Origin of the sequence: Streptomyces monticola (assembly GCF_042665355.1) — a bacterium.
Taxonomy (GTDB): Bacteria; Actinomycetota; Actinomycetes; order Streptomycetales; family Streptomycetaceae; genus Streptomyces; species Streptomyces monticola.
Genome location: NZ_JBHTCF010000008.1, coordinates 67,699 through 87,535 on the forward strand (window position 1 = coordinate 67,699; position 19,837 = coordinate 87,535).

Here is a 19,837-nt window from a genome sequence, read left to right on the forward strand (position 1 = left end):
TCGCCACGGGCGCTACGGAGCCGTCGCAACGGCGCGGTCGCTACGGCGTGACGATCGCGAACACCGGATCCGGCTTGTCCACCACACCCAGCAGCCGCTGCAGCAACGACGCATCACCCTCGACCTCGATGTCCCCCAGCCCCTTGCCGCCCAACAGGCCAAGGAGCTGGGGCTTCGTCATGGTCAGCGTCACCCCCGCACCCGGATCACGCTCCGCACCACTGCGATACGTCAACACCCCATGCGCCAACCGCAGATGCCACACCTTGCCGAGCGAAGGCAACACCCAGTCCATCGACAGCTCGACATCCCACGCCTTCGGGCCATTCACCCGCACCGCCACCGAATCGATCAGCTGATCCACCGACAACGCCATCAGCATGTCGCCACCCGTGGTCGAAGAATCCGGCTGCGCAACCCCCACACGCAGCTCCTGCGCCCCCGTGAGATAGAAATTCCGCCACACCGCGTTCTCACAGCCGTACGCCAACTTCTCGTACACCCGGGCCAGTTCTGAACGAGCCTGCCTGCTGTCGGGCCTCGCGAACACACAGTGATTCAGCAACGTCGCCGCGAACCGCACATCACCCTCGGCGCTGAACCTCCGCGCTTTGCCGATGGTCGCCCGCAGACCGCCCATCGCCGATACATAACGCTTCGCCTCCGCGACCGGCGGATGCTCCCACAAATGCGCGGGATTCCCGTCGAACCACCCCATGTACCGCTGATAGATCCCCTTCACGTTATGACTCAGCGACCCGTAATACCCCTTGTTCGCCCACACATCCGCCAACGCGGGCGGCAACTCCAGCTCCTCGGCGATCTCCCGCCCCGTAAGTCCCTGATTGATCAGCCGCAACGTCTGGTCATGCATGTAGGCATACAGATCCCGCTGCGCACCGAGGAGTCCGGTGATGTTCTCGGACCCCCAGGTCGGCCAGTGATGCGACGCGAACGCCACATCGGCCTTGTCGTCCCCGAACAGCTCGATCGACTCACCCAGATACCGCGCCCACTGCCGCGCATCACGCACCTGCGCACCCCGCAACGTGATGATGTTGTGCATCGTGTGCGTCGCGTTCTCCGCCATGCACACCGCCCGCAGCTCCGGGAACAGAAAGTTCATCTCCGCCGCGGCCTCGGTACCCGGCGTCATCTGGAACTCGATCCGCACCCCGTCCAACGTCTCGACCTGCCCGGTCCTGGTGACATACCGGGTGGGCGGAATGAGCCCGATGGTGCCGGTCGAAATCAGCTGCCCGAGCCCACAACCGATCTGCCCCTCCGGCCCTTTGGGCAGCTGCGCCCCGTACATGTAGACGGACCGCCGTGACATCGCCGTACCGGCATACACATTCTCGGAAACGGCATGCTCCATGAATCCCTCGGGCGCGAGCACGGGAACGCCGTTGCCGGCCCCGTCGGCCCCGTCGGCCCCGTCGGCATCGGGGAGTACGCCCCGGCAGCCCCCGAAGTGATCCACGTGCGGGTGGGTGTAAATAAGCGCGGTGACCTTTCGATCCCCCCGGTGCTTGCGGTAAAGCCCGAGGGCGGCGGCAGCGGTCTCGGCGGAGATCAGCGGATCGATGACGATGACCCCTTCGTCCCCCTCGACCAGAGTCATATTCGACAGGTCGAGCCCGCGCACCTGATAGATCCGGTCGGTCACCTTGAAAAGGCCCTGCTTGGCCGCGAGCCGGCCTTGCCGCCACAGGCTCGCGTTCGCCGTATCGGGGGCCTCGCCCTTGAGGAAGTCGTAGGCGTCGTTGTCCCACACGACCCGCCCCTTGGCGTCCTTCACGACCCCGGGCTCCAGCTTCCCGATGAACCCGCGCTCGGCGTCGGCGAAATCACTGCCAGTGGGCACGGCGCTCTCCTTGCCGGTATGCGTATGCGCGGCGGCGGTCCAGGGATTGAGGCTGACGGCGGCCGCGGCGGCGGTCACGAATGCTCGGCGATTGATCGGACTCATGCGCCCGAATCTCGCCCTGGCCCGACACCCCGGTCAACGAGTCCGCCACGAATTGGGAGGGGTCCCTGGCGGGGTGACCGTGGACTGTGACGGGTCACATCGGCGGGGGCGCGTGGGGGATCAGTACTTGGGGCCTACGTGGGTGTCCATGAGGGCTACTGAGGCTTTGCGGGCGACGGAGATGTTCACGGAGTTGGACCGCTTCCACCGCACTCCGAGTGAGTCCAGGGTCTTGGTGCAGAGGCCGATGATGTCGGCCGACTTGTTGGTGAAGAAGTACCGGGGGTACTCATAGCGCTTCACCTCGCCGGCGACGAGTCGGGTCGTCCAGTTCGTGATCCGGCAGCCGTCGGAGTGGATGAGGCCGCGGATGAACTCCCACGGATGGGCGTCGACGATGGCCTGCTGCCAGGGCTCCAGGGTGATCCTGCGCTCGTGCTTCTTGCCGGGGGCGTGCTGGGGGAAGACTTGCGGCCAGTGGCGGTAGTAGCTGGTCACCGCTACGTAGCCCTGTCTCTGGAGCAGGTGGACGCCGACCTCGGGCCGGACAGCGGTGATGGCTTCGCGGCACAGCTCGATCAGGCCGGGCCATGCGTCCGCGCAGGCGATACGGAGGTAGTAGCCCTTGCGCGGGTGCGGGCTGATGCAGCCGTCGCCGAGATACAGGCCCAGCAGGTACGAGTACGCCGCATCGTCCACAGGCGGCCCGGGGTCCGCCGACCGCATCCGGGGCAGCGGCTCGATGCGTGCCAGCCACGAGCTGATCGCAGCGCGCGATATCCCGGTCTCTTTGCTGACGGAGTTCAGGCTGCGGCCCTGGGCGACCAGGGCGAGGGCGCGTCTGCGAGTGCCGATGTCGTACATGTGCACGAGCCTTGTCGGCTGCGCGTCGATGTGCCGGAAGTGGGGGCTTGACTCACGTAAACCGGTGAATCCAAGACGTTTCGCTGGCGACCTTAGAATTAAACGAAAAGTGCCCCGGGTGGGATTCGAACCCACGCTTGATGGTGTTTGAGACCATTGCCTCTGCCACTGGGCTACCGGGGCTTCCTGCGAAACGAAGGTTATTGGTCACCCGCCGCATCCCCACCTTACCGCAGCTAGGTAGGCTCTTGGAAAGCAGTTCCTGCCCCGTAACAAGGAGCCCCCGTGACCGCCCCCGAGTCCCCCCAGCCCGATGACGACAAGTCGCACGTGCCTCCGCTGACGACCCGTGTCGTCATCGCCGAGGACGAGGCGCTGATCCGCCTCGATCTGAAGGAGATGCTCGAGGAAGAGGGCTACTCCGTCGTCGGTGAGGCGGGTGACGGTGAGAAGGCCATCGAGCTCGCCCGTGAGCACCGTCCGGATCTGGTGATCCTGGATGTGAAGATGCCGGTGCTCGACGGCATCTCGGCGGCCGAGAAGATCACGGAGGAGTCGATCGCCCCCGTGCTGATGCTCACCGCGTTCTCGCAGCGCGACCTCGTGGAGCGGGCGCGGGACGCGGGTGCGATGGCGTATCTCGTGAAGCCGTTCAGCAAGGGTGATGTGGTGCCGGCGATCGAGATGGCGGTGTCGCGGTACACGGAGTTGAAGGCGCTCGAGCAGGAGGTCGCGGACCTTTCGCAGCGCCTTGAGACGCGGAAGCTGGTGGACCGGGCGAAGTCGATTCTGCAGACGGAGTACGGCTTGAGCGAGCCTGCCGCGTTCCGGTGGATCCAGAAGACGTCGATGGACCGTCGGATGTCGATGCAGCAGGTGGCGGAGGCTGTGATCGAGGATTCCGAGGAGAAGAAGGCCAAGTAGCCAAGTAGAGGCCACGTAGGAGTACGCGGCAGTTGTAGACGCACGGGCGAGGCCCGTACCCCGGCTCACGCGCGGGGTACGGGCCTCTTCCTGTGTGCGGCGCGGCCCTAGGCCCTCTCTTGCGGATCATCCCGGCGTCGCGGGGCCTGGACGCACATCTGCGGCGTTGTCGTCGGTTGCCAACGCTCCGCGTTGTCGCCCTCCTCCGCCTTGCAGCTGCACGCACCAGGCCCCGCTCGGGCCACCCGAAAGGGCACCGCCCCCACAGAGCCGGGCTGATCCGAAAGAGAGGACCTAGTCCTCGCCGAGGTACGCCTTGCGTACGGACTCGTCGTGCAGGAGGTCCTGTCCTGTTCCGGAGAGGACGATCCTGCCGATTTCCATGACGTGGCCGTGGTCGGCGAGGGAGAGCGCGGCTTGGGCGTTCTGTTCGACGAGCAGGATGGTGGTGCCCTGGGCCTTGAGTGCGGCGATGGTCTCCATGATCTTCTGCATCATGATCGGGGAGAGGCCCATGGAGGGTTCGTCGAGCATGAGGAGCTTGGGCTGGGACATGAGGGCGCGGCCCATGGCGAGCATTTGCTGCTCGCCGCCCGAGAGGGTTCCTGCGGCTTGTTTCCTTCGTTCTCCGAGGATGGGGAAGAGGTCGTAGGCGCGCTGGATGTCCTTCTCGATGCCGTCCTTGTCGTCGCGGAGGTAGGCGCCGAGGCGGAGGTTGTCGGTGATGGTGAGGCGGGGGAAGATGTGCCGGCCTTCGGGGGAGTGGGCGAGCCCCATGGCGACGATCTTGTGGGCGGGGACGCCGGCGAGTGGCTTCCCCTCGAAGGTGATCTTCCCGGCGAGTGGCTTGAGCAGGCCTGAGAGGGTGCGCAGGGTGGTGGTCTTGCCTGCGCCGTTGGTCCCGATGAGGGTGACGACCTGGCCGGCTTCCACGCTGAAGGAGATGCCCTTGACGGCTTCGATCTTGCCGTAGGCGACCTTGAGGTCCTCGACCTCGAGCAGTGCGGTCACTGGGCTTCCTCCGTGCGGGAGTTGGTGCTGGGTGCTTCTTCCGCGGCCGATGTTCCGGCCGATGCCTCGGCGGCTTCGACTTCGGCTACTTCTTCGTCGCCGGGTGCGCCTTCGAAGGGGGTGCCGAGGTAGGCGGCGATGACGCGTTCGTCGGCCTGGACGACCGCGGAGGTTCCTTCGACGAGTTTCTCGCCCTGTACGAGGACGGCGACGCGGTCGCAGAGGTTGAAGATGAACCGCATGTCGTGCTCGATGACGAGGACGGCGATGCCCTGGTCGCGGATGGCGAGGACGAGTTCTTCGGTGGCGCGGGTTTCCTGGGGGTTCATGCCGGCGGTGGGCTCGTCCAGGAGGAGGAGTCCCGGTTCGCTGGCCATGGCGCGGGCGATTTCGAGTTTGCGTTGTTCGCCGTACGGGAGGTTGCGGGCGAGGTGGTCGGCTTTGTGGGCGAGGCCGATGAACTCCAGGAGTTCCATGGCCCTTTCGTGGGATGCGGCTTCGGCTTTCTTGAAGCCGGGTCCGCGCAGGAGTGCCGACCAGAGGCCTTCTTTGGTGCGGGTGTGGCGGCCGACGAGGACGTTTTCCAGGACGGTCATGTTGGCGAAGAGCCGGATGTTCTGGAAGGTGCGGGCGATGCCGGCGTTGGTGACGAGGTGGGGCTTGGGCGGCAGGACGGTGCCTTTGTAGGAGACCTTGCCCTCGGTGGGGACGTAGAGGCCGGTGAGGCAGTTGAAGAAGGTGGTCTTTCCTGCGCCGTTGGGGCCGATGAGGCCGACGATCTCGCCGCTGTTGACGGCGAGGTCGACGGAGCGTACGGCGGTGAGGCCGCCGAAGCGCATGGTGACGCCGCTGGCTTCGAGGACGGTGGTGGCTGTGGTGGTCATGGTGGTCACGCCCCCGCCTTGGCGGTGCCGACGTCTGTGCTGTCGGGCAGTCGTTGTTCTGGCACGTCGAGTTGGCCGGTTTCGTGGTATTCGAGCTGGGCGCGCTTGTTGGCGACGAGTCCTTCGGGGCGGAACCGCATCAGGAGGATGAGGGCGAGTCCGAAGAGGATCAGCTGGAAGTCCTCGAGGAACTGGAGCTTGGCCGGGATGAGGTAGAGCAGTGCGGCGCCGAGGAGGGGGCCGCTGATGGTGCCCATGCCGCCGAGGATGACCGCCGCCAGGAGGAAGGCGGAGTTGGGCGGGACGGTGTTGGCGAAGAGGTACTGCTCGGGGGTGATGCTGTAGGACACGTGGGCCTGGACCGTGCCGGCGAATCCGGCGAGGGTGGCGCCCAGGGCGAAGGCGATGAGCTTCACGCGGAATCCGTTGATTCCCATGGCGGTTGCGGCGGTCTCGTCCTCGCGGACGGCGACCCAGGCGCGGCCGATACGGGATTCGCCGGAGCGGCGGAAGACCATGACGACGACGGCCGTGAAGAGCAGCATCAGCAGGTAGTAGTTGCCTGATCTGCCGAGGGTGAAGCCGGCGATGTCGTGCGGTGTCCCGAAGTTGAATCCGAAGAGTTCGAGGTCGGGAATGTTGGGGATGCCCTGGGAGCCGTTGGTGACGTCGGGTCCCGCGCTTCCGTTGAGGTTGTTCATGGTGATGCGGAAGATCTCGCCGAAGCCGAGGGTGACGATGGCGAGGTAGTCGCCGCGCAGCCGCAGGGTGGGGGCGCCGATGACGACGCCGAAGACGAGGGAGGCGGCGGCTCCGGTGAGGACGGCGGCCCAGAAGGGGAACTGGACGCCGAAGGTGGACTGCGGGGAGCCGGAGACCAGGGCCGCGGTGTAGGCGCCGACGCCGAGGAAGGCGACGTATCCGAGGTCGAGGAGTCCGGCGAGGCCGACGACGACGTTGAGGCCGAGGGCGACGGTGGCGAAGATCAGGATGTTGGCGCCGATGAGGGCGTAGGACTCGTCGGTCTGGGTGAAGGGGAAGCAGGCCGCGGCGATGAGTGCCGCGGTGAGGGTGATGGTGCGGTGTTTGGCGGTGAGCCGGTTGAGGCGGTCGACGAGGCCGGCGCGGAAGAGCGCGGTGGCGCCGAGTGCGGTGGTGATGAGGAAGCCGACGAAGAGCTCGGAGTAGGCGTCGATGCCGTAGGCGAAGATGTAGAGCCCGGTGCCGAACGCGGCGGTGATGATGAGGATTTCGACGCTTGCGGGGAGTTCCTTGGCGCGGCTCGCGGGGGGTGCTTTGAGCGCGTTCTTGAAGCGTCCCCAGGTGCCGGTGGTGTCGGTTTCGGCTCGTGGCACGTCGGCGGGCAGACCGAGGGCGGCGATGACGGCGATGAGTGCGCCGATGCCGGAGACCCAGGCGCCGGGTTCGAGGTTGACGATGCCGCCGAGCTGGGCGGAGATGGCGGCCAGGGCGTAGCCGGTGGTGCCGAGTACGCCGAGGGCGGTGAGCAGTACGGGGCTGTTCTTGCCGCCGGGGGTGAGCCAGGTGAGGCCGCGGATGCCCATGCCGGAGAGGGTGAAGAGCAGGGTGAGCAGGGCGCCGACGAGGGTGACGACCTGGAGGCCGCCGGGGTAGCCGGTGACGGTGAGGTCGCCGGGGAATTCCTCGGTCCAGGTCCAGGCGAGGAAGGTGCCGATGAGGGCGAGTGCGGCGCCGGCGAGGACGCCGGTGCGGGCTGCGCCTGTGGGCAGGGGGATGAGCGGGGCGTGGGCCTTGGTGGTGGTGTGGGTGGTCATGGGTATCACGCCCGATCCGCGACGCGTTCGCCGAGGAGTCCTTGTGGTCTCAACAGCAGTACGAGGATGAGGAGGCTGAATGCCCATACGTCCTTCCAGGCGCCGCCGCCGAAGAGTTCCATGCCGGGGATGTCGCCTATGTAGCCGGTGGCGAGGGATTCGGCGATGCCGAGGACGAGGCCGCCGAGCATGGCTCCGTAGATGTTGCCGATGCCTCCGAGTACGGCGGCGGTGAAGGCTTTGAGGCCGAGGATGAAGCCCATTTTGAAGCCGACCTGGCCGTTGTGGAGGCCGTATCCGACGGCTGCGATGGCGGCGAACGCGGCGCCGATGGCGAAGGCCATGACGATGATGCGGTCGGTGTTGATGCCCATCAGCTTGGCGGTGTCGGGGTCTTGGGCGGTGGCCTGCATGCCGCGTCCTGCGCGGGTTTTGTTGACGAAGAACCCGAGGGCGATCATGCAGATGGGGGCGGCGATGAGGACGAAGAGGCTGCCGCGCTGGATGTTGGCGCCGAAGATGTCGAAGGGGTCTCCGTCGAACTGCGGGAAGGAGCGGTCCTTCTTGGCGTCGGGGTACCACTTCCAGACGGCTTGCTGGAGCAGGATGGACAGGCCGATGGCGGTGATGAGCGGGGCCAGGCGTGGGGCGCCGCGCAGGGGCCGGTAGGCGAAGCGTTCGGCTGCGGTGCCGACGGCTACGGAGCAGATCATGCCGCCGATGATCATGAGTGGGATGGCGGCCATGAGGGAGAAGCCCTCGGGGAGCAGGAGGTAGACGGTGAGTGCGCCGAATCCTCCGATCATGAATATCTCGCCGTGGGCGAAGTTGATGAGCTGGACGATGCCGTAGACCATCGTGTAGCCGATCGCGATGAGTCCGTACATCGCGCCGAGGATGAGTCCATTGGCCAGCTGTTGCGGCAGTTCGTGCACCGCAGGGCCTCCGTGGAGTGGTTCGGATATGGCGCCGCGCGGGAGCGCTGGTAGCGCTCCCGCGCGGTCTGGGTCAATGCCGGGGCCGGGAGGGCCGATGCCTTATTCGGGCTTGTAGGCCCCGCTGAACTTGGACTTCCACGTCTTATCGTCGACCTCGTAGGCGGTCATCATGGTGTTGGTGGTGTCGCCGTACTTGTCGAAGGAGACCGGGCCTGTGACACCGTCGAACTTGACCTTGGCCATGGCTTCGAGGACCTTGGCGCGGGCGTCGTCGGGGAGCTTGCCGTCGTTCTCGTCGACGACGAGCTTGACCGCCTCGATGATGGACCAGGCGGCGTCGTAGGTGCTGCCGCCGTAGGCCTCGTAGGCGTCCTCGTATCCGGCTTCCTTGTAGTCGGCGATGAACTTCTTGGCCGAGTCGAGTTCTTCGACGGGCTTGCCGACGGAGGTGGCGAGGTCGCCCTGGGACTTCTTGTTGAGCTTGATGAAGTCGGCGGAGTAGATGCCGTCGCCGCCCATGAGCGGGATCTTGGCGCCGCTGTCCTTGAGCTGCTGGCTGAGCGGTCCTGCGGCGGGGTATTCACCGCCGTAGTAGACGGCCTTGGCGCCGGAGTTCTTCACCTTGGCCACGACGGAGTTGAAGTCGCGGTCCTCGGGGTTGACGTGGTCGCTCGCGACGATCTTTCCGCCGAGCTTGGTGAAGGTGTCCTTGAAGGAGGCGGCGAGGCCGGCGCCGTAGGTCTTCTGGTCGTCGATCAGATAGACCTGCTTGATCTTCGCCTTGTTGTAGAGGTACTTGGCGGCGAAGTCGCCCTGGACCTGGTCCGTCGTGGCGGTGCGGAAGAAGGTCTTGAAGGGGCGCTTGAGATCGCCGGTCTTCCAGCCGTCGCCCTGGGTGAGTTCGGTACCCGTGTTGGCGGGGGAGACCTGGACGAGGCCCGCGTCGTTGAACGGCTTCTGCATCGACTGCGAGACGTTGGAGTTCAGCGGGCCGACGACGCCGAGAACTTCCTTGTTGCTGATGAACGTCTGGGCGTTCTGCTGGCCGACGGAGGGCTGGGCCTGGTCGTCCTTGGCCTCGAGCTTGAACTCGACGCCGTCGACGGTCTTTTCCTTGTTGGCGGTCTTCACGGCCAGGTCGGCGGAATTCTTGATTCCGAGGCCGAGGGCGGAAAGGTCACCGGTCAGGGGCGCGTCAACGCCGATCACGACCGTGGTTTTGCCCCCGCTGTCGCCGCCTTTGTCTTCGTCGCGCGATCCGCAGGCGGTGAGCGTGAGTGCCCCAGTGGTCAACACCGTGGTGAGTATGAGCAAGGAACGGTTTCGCACGATTGGTCCTTTCCCTGGCGCGGCCTCCTCACTTGCGAGGTGCCGTGTGATCGCCGGGCCGTACTGGAAGTGGTACAGGGCCGTGCAATTCAGTTCGCGCCCGGCGGCGCGGTGACTGGCGGTGACTCTAAGCGCAGGTGAAGGAGTGCGGGAGCAGGGAAGGGCAGGATGTGACTCTCTTGTTATGCGAGGTGAAACGGCGACGGTGCAGGGCGGGCCAAACGGACTTCTTGCCTGGCCTCCGATTGCTCACATACTGAGAATTGGCAGTTCCGCTAAGGGGCTTGAGGTGATCTTGCTGCTGACAGGCGGGGCGAATCCTGAAGTGTGAATGCCGGATTTCGCCGGAGTCCCTCTTTGTGAACGGATTGTGTCTACGGAGCCCGCGCCGGTTACTCAGCGTGATGTCGACGAGGGGGTGGGATCGCGCCAGATCCCCTCGCTCGGCTTGCCGTGGCGGTAGCGCTCGGCGCACTTCCGCTTGACCTGACGGTCTATCACCTTGTGGGCGGCGGCCGTCCCGTGGCGCTTCTTCTCGGCCTCCGCCGCGGCCACGGCGGCGATCAGGATGTTGTTCTGCCCGTTGGACAGGCCCTTTTGCATGAAGTCGCGGCCGGAGTCCGCACGGTCGTCCAGGACTTGCTTCGCCCAGTACGACACCAGGTTCACGCAGATCTCCGTGTCGGATGTGGCCCGCGGCGAAGGGCTGGATCCGGCCGCGCCGCCGGCGTCCGTGCAGCCGCTCAGGACGGCGGGGGCGAGCAGTGCGGCGAACAGGGCGAAAGTGGCCGTACGGTGCGGCCCGTGGCGCCTCATGGGGCGACGGTAGCGGGGCCGGGTGCGGGCGGCAACGGTCTCAACAGGCGGACGGGGCGCACCACTTGGGATGTCCCTGGTGGTGCGCCCCGTCCGGGGTCGGGTGCGCGGGTCCTAACCGATGGCGCCCGGGTCCGCGTCGCGCAGCAGGCAGGTCAGGCGGGCGGTGCAGACCCGCTTGTCCTGCTCGTCGGTGATCACGATCTCGTACGTCGCGGTGGAGCGGCCCCGGTGGACGGGGGTGGCGACACCGGTGACCAGGCCGGAGCGGGCGCCGCGGTGGTGGGTGCAGTTGAGGTCGACGCCGACCGCGAGCTTGCCGATGCCGCCGTGCAGCATGGACCCGACGGAGCCGAGGGTCTCGGCGAGCACCGCGGAGGCGCCGCCGTGCAGCAGGCCGTAGGGCTGGGTGTTGCCCTCGACGGGCATGGTGCCGACGACGCGGTCGGCGGCGGCCTCGAGGATCTCGATGCCCATCCGGGTGCCGAGGTGCCCGGCGGAGAACAGGGCGGGCAGGTCGACACCGAGCGTGGCGTACTCGTCGATGACTTCCTGCGGGAACTTGACGGTGTGCTTCTCGCCCATGGGCCTCGGCTCCAGTTTCGTCGTCGTATCGGCGGCGGACCGGTTCGGCCTGCGACCGCCCCGCCGCCTGAGCAAACGCTTAGACGGTTGCCGATTGTTCCAGACGTACGACGACGGACTTGCTGGCGGGCGTATTGCTGGTGTCCGCGGTGGCGTCCAGGGGCACCAGGACGTTCGTCTCCGGGTAGTAGGCGGCGGCGCAGCCGCGTGCGGTGGGGTAGTGCACGACGCGGAAGCCGGGCGCGCGCCGCTCCACGCCGTCGGCCCATTCGCTGACCAGGTCGACGTACGAGCCCTCGGCCAGGCCGCCGAGCTCGCGGGCGTCGGCGGGGTGGACCAGGACGACCCGGCGGCCGTTCTTGATGCCGCGGTAGCGGTCGTCCAGGCCGTAGATGGTGGTGTTGTACTGGTCGTGGGAGCGCAGGGTCTGCAACAGCAGCCGCCCCTCGGGCAGTTCGGGGTACTCCACGGGGGCGGCGGTGAAGTTGGCCTTGCCGGTGGCGGTGGGGAAGCGGCGTTCGTCGCGCGGGGCGTGCGGCAGGGCGAAGCCGCCCGGCTTGGCCACACGGGCGTTGAAGTCCTCGAAACCCGGCACCACGCGCGCGATGCGGTCGCGCACGGTGGCGTAGTCCTTCTCGAACTCCTCCCAGGGAGTGCTGCTGCGCTCGCCCAGGACGCGGCGGGCGAGACGGCACACGATGGCCGGCTCGGACAGCAGATGCGGGCTCGCGGGCTCCAGGCGGCCGCGTGAGGCGTGCACCATGCCCATGGAGTCCTCGACGGTCACGACCTGCTCGCCGCTGCCCTGCAGATCACGCTCGGTGCGTCCGAGCGTGGGCAGGATCAGGGCGCGGGCGCCGGTGACGGTGTGCGAGCGGTTCAGCTTCGTCGACACGTGCACGGTGAGCCGGGCACGGCGCATCGCGGCCTCCGTCACCTCGGTGTCGGGCGAGGCGGAGACGAAGTTGCCGCCCATGGCGAAGAAGACCTTCGCCTGCCCGTCGCGCAGGGCACGGATGGCGCGCACCACGTCCAGGCCGTGCTCGCGCGGAGGGGCGAAACCGAACTCCTTCTCCAGGGCGTCGAGGAACGCCGGCGCGGGCCGCTCGAAGATCCCCATGGTGCGGTCGCCCTGCACATTGGAGTGGCCGCGCACCGGGCACACCCCGGCGCCGGGGCGGCCGATGTTCCCGCGCAGCAGAAGGAAGTTGACGACCTCGCGGATGGTGGGCACCGCGTGCTTGTGCTGGGTCAGGCCCATCGCCCAGCACACCACGGTGCGCTTCGAGGCGAGCACCATGGCGAGTGCCTCTTCGATGCGGGCCCGGTCGAGGCCGGTGGCGGCGAGGGTCTCGTCCCAGTCGGCGGCGCGTGCGGCGGCCGTGAACTCCTCGAATCCGTGGGTGTGTTCGCGTACGAACTCTTCGTCCACGGCGCCCTCGGTGTCGAGGATCAGCTTGTTGAGGAGGCGGAAGAGCGCCTGGTCGCCGCCGAGCCGGATCTGCAGGAACAGATCGGTCAGGGCGGTGCCCTTGAGCAGGCCCCGCGGGGTCTGGGGGTTCTTGAAGCGCTCCATGCCCGCCTCGGGCAGCGGGTTCACGGTGATGATCTTCGCGCCGCCGGCCTTGGCCTTCTCCAGGGCGGAGAGCATGCGCGGGTGGTTGGTGCCCGGGTTCTGCCCGGCCACGATGATCAGGTCCGAGCGGTAGAGGTCTTCGAGCAGGACGCTGCCCTTGCCGACGCCGATGGTCTCCGTCAGCGCCGAACCGGACGACTCGTGGCACATGTTGGAGCAGTCCGGCAGGTTGTTCGTGCCGAACTCGCGGGCGAACAGCTGGTAGAGGAACGCCGCTTCGTTGCTGGTACGGCCCGAGGTGTAGAACACGGACTCGTCGGGGGAGCCGAGGGCGGCCAGTTCCTCGGCGACGATGTCGAAGGCCCGCTCCCAGGTCACCGGTTCGTAGCGCTCGGCGCCCTCCGCGAGATACATGGGCTGGGTGAGGCGGCCCTGCTGGCCCAGCCAGTACCCGCTGCGGCGGGCCAGATCGCCGACGGGGTGCGCGACGAAGAAGTCGGGTGTGACCCGGCGCAGCGTGGCCTCTTCGGCGACGGCCTTCGCGCCGTTCTCGCAGAACTCCGCCTTGTGCCGGTGCTCGGGCTCGGGCCAGGCGCAGCCGGGACAGTCGAAGCCGTCCTTCTGGTTGACCCGGAGCAGGGTGAGGGCGGTGCGCCGCACCCCCATCTGCTCCTGCGCCATGCGCAGCGTATGACCGATGGCCGGCAGTCCGGCGGCCGCGTGCTTGGGGCCGTCGACCTGGGGCGCGTCCTGGACGGGATCGCCGGCGGGGGGCTTGCCTGCCATGACCGGACTCCTTCGAACAGTCACTGTCTGCGTACGGTTTGATCCTCCCACGCAGCGGAAGGGGTGCCGCGGACGGCGGTGCGCATCTCGCCCAGTAAGAAATGTCAGTGGGGCGTGGCAGGATCGGGGGCGTGGCAGAGACAGCATCGAAGAAGACCCCCGCCCCCAAGACGAAGCCCGCCGCGGCCAAGCGCCCGCGCCTGATGCTCATGGACGGGCATTCCCTTGCGTACAGGGCGTTCTTCGCGCTGCCCGCGGAGAATTTCACGACGGCGACGGGCCAGCCGACGAACGCGATCTACGGCTTCGCGTCGATGCTGGCGAACACGCTGCGCGACGAGGAGCCCACGCACTTCGCGGTGGCCTTCGACGTCTCGCGCAAGACCTGGCGTTCCAAGGAGTTCGCGGAGTACAAGGCGAACCGTTCGAAGACCCCGGACGAGTTCAAGGGCCAGGTCGAGCTGATCGGCGAGCTGCTCGACGCGATGCACGCGGAGCGGTTCGCGGTGGACGGCTTCGAGGCGGACGACGTCATCGCCACGCTCGCCACCCAGGCCGAGGCCGCCGGCTTCGAGGTCCTCATCGTCACCGGTGACCGTGACTCCTTCCAGCTGGTCAGCGAGCACGTGACGGTGCTGTACCCCACCAAGGGCGTCTCCGAGCTGACCCGGTTCACCCCGGAGAAGGTCGAGGAGAAGTACGGCCTGACGCCCGCCCAGTACCCCGACTTCGCGGCCCTGCGCGGCGACCCGTCGGACAATCTCCCGGGCATTCCCGGCGTCGGTGAGAAGACCGCCGCGAAGTGGATCAACCAGTTCGGTTCGTTCGCCGACCTCGTGGAGCGCGCCGACGAGGTCAAGGGCAAGGCCGGGCAGAACTTCCGCGACCACCTGGAGGCGGTGAAGCTGAACCGCCGCCTGACCGAGATGGTGCGGGACGTGGAGCTGCCGAAGACGGTCGAGGACCTGGAGCGCGCGGCGTACGACCGCAAGGCCGTCGCCGTCGTCCTGGACACCCTGGAGATCCGTAACCCCTCGCTGCGCGAGCGGCTGCTCGCCGTCGACCCGGGCGCCGAAGAGACGGACGAGGCGCCGGCCGCCGAGGGCGTGGAGATCGACGGCACGGTCCTCGGCTCGGGTGAGCTCGCCCCGTGGCTGGCCGAGCACGGCAAGGCCGTCCTCGGCATGGCCACCGTCGACTCCTGGAAGCTCGGCACCGGCGCGGTCGCCGAGGTCGCCCTGGCCGCGGCCGGGGGAGCGGCCGCCTGGTTCGACCCGTCCCAGCTGGACGAGGCCGACGAGAACGCCTTCGCGGCCTGGCTGGCCGACCCCGACAAGCCCAAGGTCCTGCACGACGCCAAGAGCACCATGCGGGTCTTCGCCGAGCACGGCTGGGTGATCGAGGGCGTCACCATGGACAGCGCCCTGGCCGCCTATCTGGTCAAGCCGGGCCGCCGCTCCTTCGCCCTGGACGCGCTGTCCCTGGAGTATCTGGGCCGCGAGCTCGCCCCCACGGCAGAGGCGGACGGCCAGCTGGCCTTCGGTGCGGACGACACGGCCGAGGCCGACGCCCTGATGCACCAGGCCCGCACCATCCTCGACCTGGGCGAGGCCTTCGGCGAGCGGCTCGAGGAGGTCGGCGCCGCCGAGCTCCTCACCGACATGGAGCTGCCCGTCTCCGCGCTCCTGGCCCGCATGGAGCGGCACGGCATCGCCGCCGACCGGCCCCACCTGGAGTCCATGGAGGAGCAGTTCGCGGGCGCGGTGCAGCAGGCCGTGAAGGAGGCGCACGCCGCCGCGGGCCATGAGTTCAACCTCGGCTCGCCCAAGCAGCTGCAGGAAGTCCTCTTCGGCGAGCTGGGCCTGCCCAAGACGAAGAAGACGAAGACCGGGTACACCACGGACGCCGACGCCCTGGCCTGGCTCGCGGCCCAGACGGACAACGAACTCCCGGTGATCATGCTCCGCCACCGTGAGCAGGCCAAGCTCCGCGTCACCGTCGAGGGCCTGATCAAGACGATCGCGGCGGACGGCCGGATCCACACCTCGTTCAGCCAGATCGTCGCCGCCACCGGCCGGCTGTCCTCCACGGACCCCAACCTGCAGAACGTCCCGGTGCGCACCGACGAGGGCCGCGCCATCCGCCGCGGCTTCGTCGTCGGCGAGGGCTATGAGTCCCTGATGACCGCCGACTACAGCCAGATCGAGCTGCGCGTGATGGCCCACCTCTCGGAGGACGAGGGCCTCATCGAGGCGTTCTCCACCGGCGAGGACCTGCACACCACGGTCGCCTCGCAGGTGTTCGGCGTGGCCGGGTCCGATGTCGACGCCGAGATGCGCCGCAAGATCAAGGCGATGTCGTACGGCCTGGCGTACGGCCTGTCCGCCTTCGGCCTCTCCCAGCAGCTGAACATCGAGGCGGCCGAGGCCCGCGCCCTGATGGACACCTACTTCGAGCGCTTCGGCGGCGTCCGCGACTATCTGCGCCGCGTCGTCGACGAGGCCCGCGCCACGGGATACACCGAGACGATCCTCGGCCGCCGCCGCTATCTCCCGGACCTCAACAGCGACAACCGCCAGCGCCGCGAAATGGCCGAGCGGATGGCGCTGAACGCCCCGATCCAGGGCACCGCCGCGGACATCGTGAAGATCGCGATGCTGCGGGTCGGCCAGGCCCTGGAGAAGGCGGAGCTGACCTCGCGGATGCTGCTCCAGGTCCACGACGAAATCGTCCTGGAAATCGCCCCGGGCGAGCGCGAGCAGGTGGAGGACCTGGTCCGCCGGGAAATGGCGGGCGCGGTGTCCCTGCGGGCCCCTCTGGACGTATCGGTGGGCGTGGGCCGCGACTGGGAGTCGGCCGCACACTGAGTCTGTTGAGCCTCAGCGTCCGGTATGACAGCACCTGCGGGTGCGTCGTGGCTGGTCGCGCAGTTCCCCGCGCCCCTTTGGGGGCACGGGGAACCCGCACCAGCAGGCTGGCGTGCGCTTGCCCAATCAGCCCGTCCGGCGTTTGAGGACGAGCCCGCAGGGCGATGTAGCAGCACCGCACACGCAGGGTGCCGAGACCCGCGCACCGCACACGCAGCTCGCACCGCACACGCAGGGTGCCGAGGCCCGCGCACCGCACACGCAGCTCGCACCGCACACGCAGGGTGCCGAGGCCCGCGCACCGCACACGCAGCCCGCACCGCACACGCAGGGTGCCGAGGCCCGCGCACCGCACACGCAGCCCGCACCGCACACGCAGGGTGCCGAGGCCCGCGCACCGCACACGCAGGGTGCCCCAACCCGGATGGCCCCCGTTCTCATGCCACCCCCAGCCACAAGCGGCACCGTGGCAGACATGGCACCTCACACGCGCCGCACGGCCCTCGTAGCAGCCGTCGCCGCCTCCACCCTCCTCGTGCCGATATCCGCGGCAGCGGCCGTCTCCGACGACCGCTCCGGCCGGCGCGCCGCGACCTGCCGCTCCGCCCGTGATCCCGAACTCGCCGCCCGGATGTCCAAGGACCTCCGGGCGGCGCTGTCGTCCCGGCGCGGCACCGTCTCCCTCGCCGTGCACGACGACAACAGCGACCTGTGGTGCGCCCTCGACGGCGCCCGGCGCTATGACTCCGCCAGCGTCGCCAAGGTGCTGATCATGGAGACGGTGCTACGGCGCGCACAGGAGCTGCGCCGGCATCTGACCCGCTTCGAGGCACGCAACGTACGCCCCATGATCACGAGTTCGGACAACGGCGCGGCCCTGCGGCTCTGGCAGGACCTCGGCCACCAGCGCCTGCAGAGCTATCTGCGGAAGGCGGGAGCACGCTCCACCACCCCCGGCCCCTACGGGCTTTGGGGCCTGACCCGGACCACCGCGGCCGACCAGATGCGGCTGCTCGGCGTGCTGAGCAAGGCGCCGTCGATCCTGCGCGAACGGGCCCGGGGCCTGAAGCTGATGAGCCAGGTACGGCCCGGCCAGCGCTGGGGCGTGCCCGCGGGGCGGCCGCGCGGTGTGGTCGCCCACCTCAAGAACGGCTGGCTCCCGCGCGCCACACACGGCTGGCGGGTGCACAGCGTCGGCGTGTTCACCGGCGCCGGGCGCAACTACCGCATCGTGGCCCTGTCGCACGACAACCCGACGATGGCGTACGGGGTGCGCACCATCGAGCGGATCGCGCACGCCGTGCACCGCGGCCTCAACAAGGGCCGCGCCGCGGGCACGGACTACACGCCGGAGAGCGAGATCAGCGAGCAGTCGGACGGATCGGTTCCGGAGGGTCTTCCGGACGATTTCGAGCTCCCTGAAGAGCCCTCGCACGACGACGGCGCGTAGCGGCAGCCTGCCCTGCCGCGCGCCCGTACGCCCCGGGAAGCCGCCTCCCGCACCTCGGCGTGCCAACTCCCGCACCACATGCGGCTCTTCCGCTCCGTCACGCCCCGGTCGCTGTACGTAAGTGTTCGCGCGGCTCTGTGAAGGAGCCCGGCACAGCCCCATGGCCAACCGGTAAAAAGCGGTCAGGAACGGGTGTCTGCACCCAGGAAGTTGTCGTAGTGTCGCCTGGGTCAGCGCGCTGGGGAGTGTGCGCGGTCTCGACCGGAGGGGATCAGACGTATGGCAGCGCTCTACGGCCGACGGCTGCGCAAGACAGCGGTGACCGCGGCGGTGGCCGCGGCCGCGGTGGCGGCGCTCTCCGCCTCGCAGGCCCCGGGGATCACCGACACCCCGCAGGGCCGCAAGGCCACCGACGCCACGCCGCCGCCCGCGGAGGACTCCGCGACCGGCAACTCCCCGTACTACACCGACCTGCCGCCCTTGAAGAGCCCGCAGCCGACGGGCGACGCGGGCGGCCCCGACGCCACCGGCGCAGCCGAAGCGGGCATCCCGGCCACGGTCCTCGACGCGTACAAGAAGGCCGAAGCGGCCCTGGGCGACAGCAAGCCCGGCTGCCGGCTGCCCTGGGAACTCCTGGCCGCGATAGGCAAGGTGGAGTCGGGGCAGGCCCGCGGCGGCCGCGTCGACAGCGCCGGTACCACGCTGTCGCCGATCCTCGGTCCGCAGCTCAACGGCAACGGCTTCGCCGACATCAGCGACACCGACGGCGGCGCCTACGACGGCGACACCACGCACGACCGGGCGGTCGGCCCGATGCAGTTCATCCCCTCCACATGGAAGAACTGGGCGCAGGACGGCAACGGCGACGGCAAGAAGGACCCCAACAACATCTACGACGCCGCGCTCGCCGCGGGCCGCTATCTGTGCGCCGGCGACCGCGATCTGTCCACCACGTCCGGGCTGCACCGCGCGATCCTCAGCTACAACCACTCCCAGGACTATCTGCGCACCGTCCTGTCGTGGCTGGAGTTCTACCGCGAGGGCACCCACGAGGTTCCCGACGGCACCGGCGTGCTGCCGGGCGGACGCAGCGACGACGGCAGCCCGGGTCCCGGCCCGTCGCCGACCGACAACTCCACCAGCCGTCCGAAGCCGTCCCCGTCGCCGTCCCAGTCCGGCAGCGGCGGCAGCAGCGACAAGCCCTCCGGGCCCTCCGAGACCCCCGGCAGCCCGAGCCCAGGACCCAGCGACCCGGGCGGACCGTCGCAAGGCGGATCCGGCAGCCCGAGCCCCGGCCCGTCGCCGTCCCCGGCCGACCGGGTCGCGCGCCTCGCGGACGCGGGCACCGGCAAGCTGACCGCCACCGCGGGCACCGCCTTCACCACGCGCCCCGCTGTGAAGGCGTACGGCGCGAATGGTGCGGGCGTCGCCAAGGTGAAGGTGCGCTTCGAGGTCGTGGGCGACACGGATGCGCGCTTCGACGGCGGCGCCAAGACGGTCACGGTCACCACGGACAGCACCGGCAAGGCGCTCTCCCCGAAACTCAAGGCGGGCGAGCGGACCGGCGAGTTCACGGTCCGCGCCAAGGTCGAGAGCCGCACTCTGCCGGGCCTCGACTACACGGCGACGGTCACCGCCCGCCAGGCCGACGCCCTCGCCCGGGTCGGCGACAAGGAGCTGACCTGCGCGCCCGGCGCCGAGTTCGCCGAACCCGTCGAGGTCAAGGCCACCTACAAGGGCGCGGCCGCGGCCGGTGTGGAGCTCACCGCCACCATGATCAAGGCGGCGGACGACCCGGCCGTCAACGACAAGGGCCCCCACTTCAAGGACGCGGACGGCAGGACGATCCGTACGCTCAAGGGCCTCAAGACCGATGCGAACGGCGTCCTGAAGCTCCCGAAGATCTACGCCGACGACGCCAAGGGCACCTATCTGCTGCGTCTGAACGCCATCGGCGGCGGCACCCTGACCCTGGAGCTCAAGGTCGCCTGACGGCCGTACCCGTACGGGAGTTGCCCGCACCGCCCCTGAATCCCACC

General features: G+C 68.6%; 14 protein-coding genes and 1 tRNA gene. 4 read left to right on the plus strand and 11 right to left on the minus strand.

The features are described 5' to 3' along the window. Positions 1 to 40: 40 nt before the first annotated feature. From ACFQVC_RS19915 to ACFQVC_RS19925, 3 genes are all read right to left on the minus strand, one after another. Positions 41 to 1,972: an alkyl/aryl-sulfatase gene (locus ACFQVC_RS19915; RefSeq protein WP_381831844.1), complete on the minus strand. Its 1,932-nt coding sequence runs from the start codon at positions 1,970 to 1,972 to the stop codon at positions 41 to 43. 120 nt (positions 1,973 to 2,092) lie between these two features. After that, positions 2,093 to 2,836: a helix-turn-helix domain-containing protein gene (locus tag ACFQVC_RS19920; RefSeq protein ID WP_381831845.1), complete on the minus strand. Its 744-nt coding sequence runs from the start codon at positions 2,834 to 2,836 to the stop codon at positions 2,093 to 2,095. 110 nt (positions 2,837 to 2,946) lie between these two features. Next, positions 2,947 to 3,019 (minus strand) — tRNA-Leu (locus ACFQVC_RS19925). A 102-nt stretch (positions 3,020 to 3,121) separates the two neighbouring features. Here ACFQVC_RS19925 and ACFQVC_RS19930 point away from each other — a divergent pair. Then, entirely contained in the window at positions 3,122 to 3,760 is a 639-nt protein-coding gene (locus tag ACFQVC_RS19930; protein ID WP_381831846.1) for an ANTAR domain-containing response regulator, read from the plus strand. Between the two features lie 294 nt (positions 3,761 to 4,054). Here ACFQVC_RS19930 and ACFQVC_RS19935 read toward each other — a convergent pair whose 3' ends face one another. The 8 genes from ACFQVC_RS19935 to ACFQVC_RS19970 all read right to left on the minus strand — a co-directional run bounded on the left by ACFQVC_RS19935 (position 4,055) and on the right by ACFQVC_RS19970 (position 13,481). Next, positions 4,055 to 4,771 carry an ABC transporter ATP-binding protein gene (locus tag ACFQVC_RS19935; protein WP_381831847.1) on the minus strand — a complete coding sequence of 239 codons (717 nt, stop codon included), beginning with the start codon at positions 4,769 to 4,771 and terminating at the stop codon, positions 4,055 to 4,057. Next, positions 4,768 to 5,655, minus strand: coding sequence for an ABC transporter ATP-binding protein (locus ACFQVC_RS19940; protein ID WP_381832368.1), 888 nt, complete (start codon positions 5,653 to 5,655; stop codon positions 4,768 to 4,770). Before ACFQVC_RS19940 ends, ACFQVC_RS19935 begins: the two co-directional genes overlap by 4 nt. 5 nt (positions 5,656 to 5,660) lie before the next feature. Continuing rightward, entirely contained in the window at positions 5,661 to 7,451 is a 1,791-nt protein-coding gene (locus ACFQVC_RS19945; RefSeq protein ID WP_381831848.1) for a branched-chain amino acid ABC transporter permease, read from the minus strand. Positions 7,452 to 7,456: 5 nt separating this feature from the next. Continuing rightward, the gene (locus ACFQVC_RS19950) at positions 7,457 to 8,386 is read right to left on the minus strand and encodes a branched-chain amino acid ABC transporter permease (protein WP_381831849.1); all 930 of its coding nucleotides are present in this window, start codon (positions 8,384 to 8,386) and stop codon (positions 7,457 to 7,459) included. A 102-nt stretch (positions 8,387 to 8,488) separates the two neighbouring features. Next, positions 8,489 to 9,703 (minus strand): branched-chain amino acid ABC transporter substrate-binding protein, encoded by a 1,215-nt coding sequence (locus tag ACFQVC_RS19955; protein ID WP_381832370.1) that lies wholly within the window; start codon positions 9,701 to 9,703, stop codon positions 8,489 to 8,491. Between the two features lie 411 nt (positions 9,704 to 10,114). Then, positions 10,115 to 10,534: a hypothetical protein gene (locus ACFQVC_RS19960; protein WP_381831850.1), complete on the minus strand. Its 420-nt coding sequence runs from the start codon at positions 10,532 to 10,534 to the stop codon at positions 10,115 to 10,117. A gap of 114 nt (positions 10,535 to 10,648) precedes the next feature. Continuing rightward, complete coding sequence (locus tag ACFQVC_RS19965; protein WP_381831851.1) at positions 10,649 to 11,119, minus strand: PaaI family thioesterase; 471 nt, start codon at positions 11,117 to 11,119, stop codon at positions 10,649 to 10,651. Positions 11,120 to 11,198: 79 nt separating this feature from the next. Then, on the minus strand, positions 11,199 to 13,481 hold the full coding sequence (locus ACFQVC_RS19970) for an FdhF/YdeP family oxidoreductase (protein ID WP_381831852.1): 2,283 nt from the start codon (positions 13,479 to 13,481) through the stop codon (positions 11,199 to 11,201). Positions 13,482 to 13,612: 131 nt separating this feature from the next. Here ACFQVC_RS19970 and polA point away from each other — a divergent pair, with 131 nt between their 5' ends. The 3 genes from polA (at position 13,613) to ACFQVC_RS19985 (ending at position 19,790) form a co-directional block, all read left to right on the plus strand. After that, positions 13,613 to 16,348 carry a DNA polymerase I gene (gene polA, locus ACFQVC_RS19975; RefSeq protein WP_381831853.1) on the plus strand — a complete coding sequence of 912 codons (2,736 nt, stop codon included), beginning with the start codon at positions 13,613 to 13,615 and terminating at the stop codon, positions 16,346 to 16,348. 475 nt (positions 16,349 to 16,823) lie between these two features. Continuing rightward, positions 16,824 to 17,798: a serine hydrolase gene (locus ACFQVC_RS19980; RefSeq protein WP_381831855.1), complete on the plus strand. Its 975-nt coding sequence runs from the start codon at positions 16,824 to 16,826 to the stop codon at positions 17,796 to 17,798. A 279-nt stretch (positions 17,799 to 18,077) separates the two neighbouring features. Further along, positions 18,078 to 19,790: a lytic transglycosylase domain-containing protein gene (locus ACFQVC_RS19985; RefSeq protein WP_381831856.1), complete on the plus strand. Its 1,713-nt coding sequence runs from the start codon at positions 18,078 to 18,080 to the stop codon at positions 19,788 to 19,790. Positions 19,791 to 19,837: the final 47 nt, after the last annotated feature.

Bases quoted from the DNA above. Each gene is read 5' to 3' on its own strand.
- ACFQVC_RS19970 (WP_381831852.1), bottom strand. From the start codon at position 13,481: ATGGCAGGCAAGCCCCCCGCCGGCGATCCCGTCCAGGACGCGCCCCAG.
- ACFQVC_RS19960 (WP_381831850.1), bottom strand. From the start codon at position 10,534: ATGAGGCGCCACGGGCCGCACCGTACGGCCACTTTCGCCCTGTTCGCC.
- ACFQVC_RS19980 (WP_381831855.1), top strand. From the start codon at position 16,824: ATGGCACCTCACACGCGCCGCACGGCCCTCGTAGCAGCCGTCGCCGCC.
- ACFQVC_RS19965 (WP_381831851.1), bottom strand. From the start codon at position 11,119: ATGGGCGAGAAGCACACCGTCAAGTTCCCGCAGGAAGTCATCGACGAG.
- ACFQVC_RS19920 (WP_381831845.1), bottom strand. From the start codon at position 2,836: ATGTACGACATCGGCACTCGCAGACGCGCCCTCGCCCTGGTCGCCCAG.
- ACFQVC_RS19940 (WP_381832368.1), bottom strand. From the start codon at position 5,655: ATGACCACCACAGCCACCACCGTCCTCGAAGCCAGCGGCGTCACCATG.
- ACFQVC_RS19915 (WP_381831844.1), bottom strand. From the start codon at position 1,972: ATGAGTCCGATCAATCGCCGAGCATTCGTGACCGCCGCCGCGGCCGCC.
- ACFQVC_RS19945 (WP_381831848.1), bottom strand. From the start codon at position 7,451: ATGACCACCCACACCACCACCAAGGCCCACGCCCCGCTCATCCCCCTG.
- ACFQVC_RS19985 (WP_381831856.1), top strand. From the start codon at position 18,078: ATGGCAGCGCTCTACGGCCGACGGCTGCGCAAGACAGCGGTGACCGCG.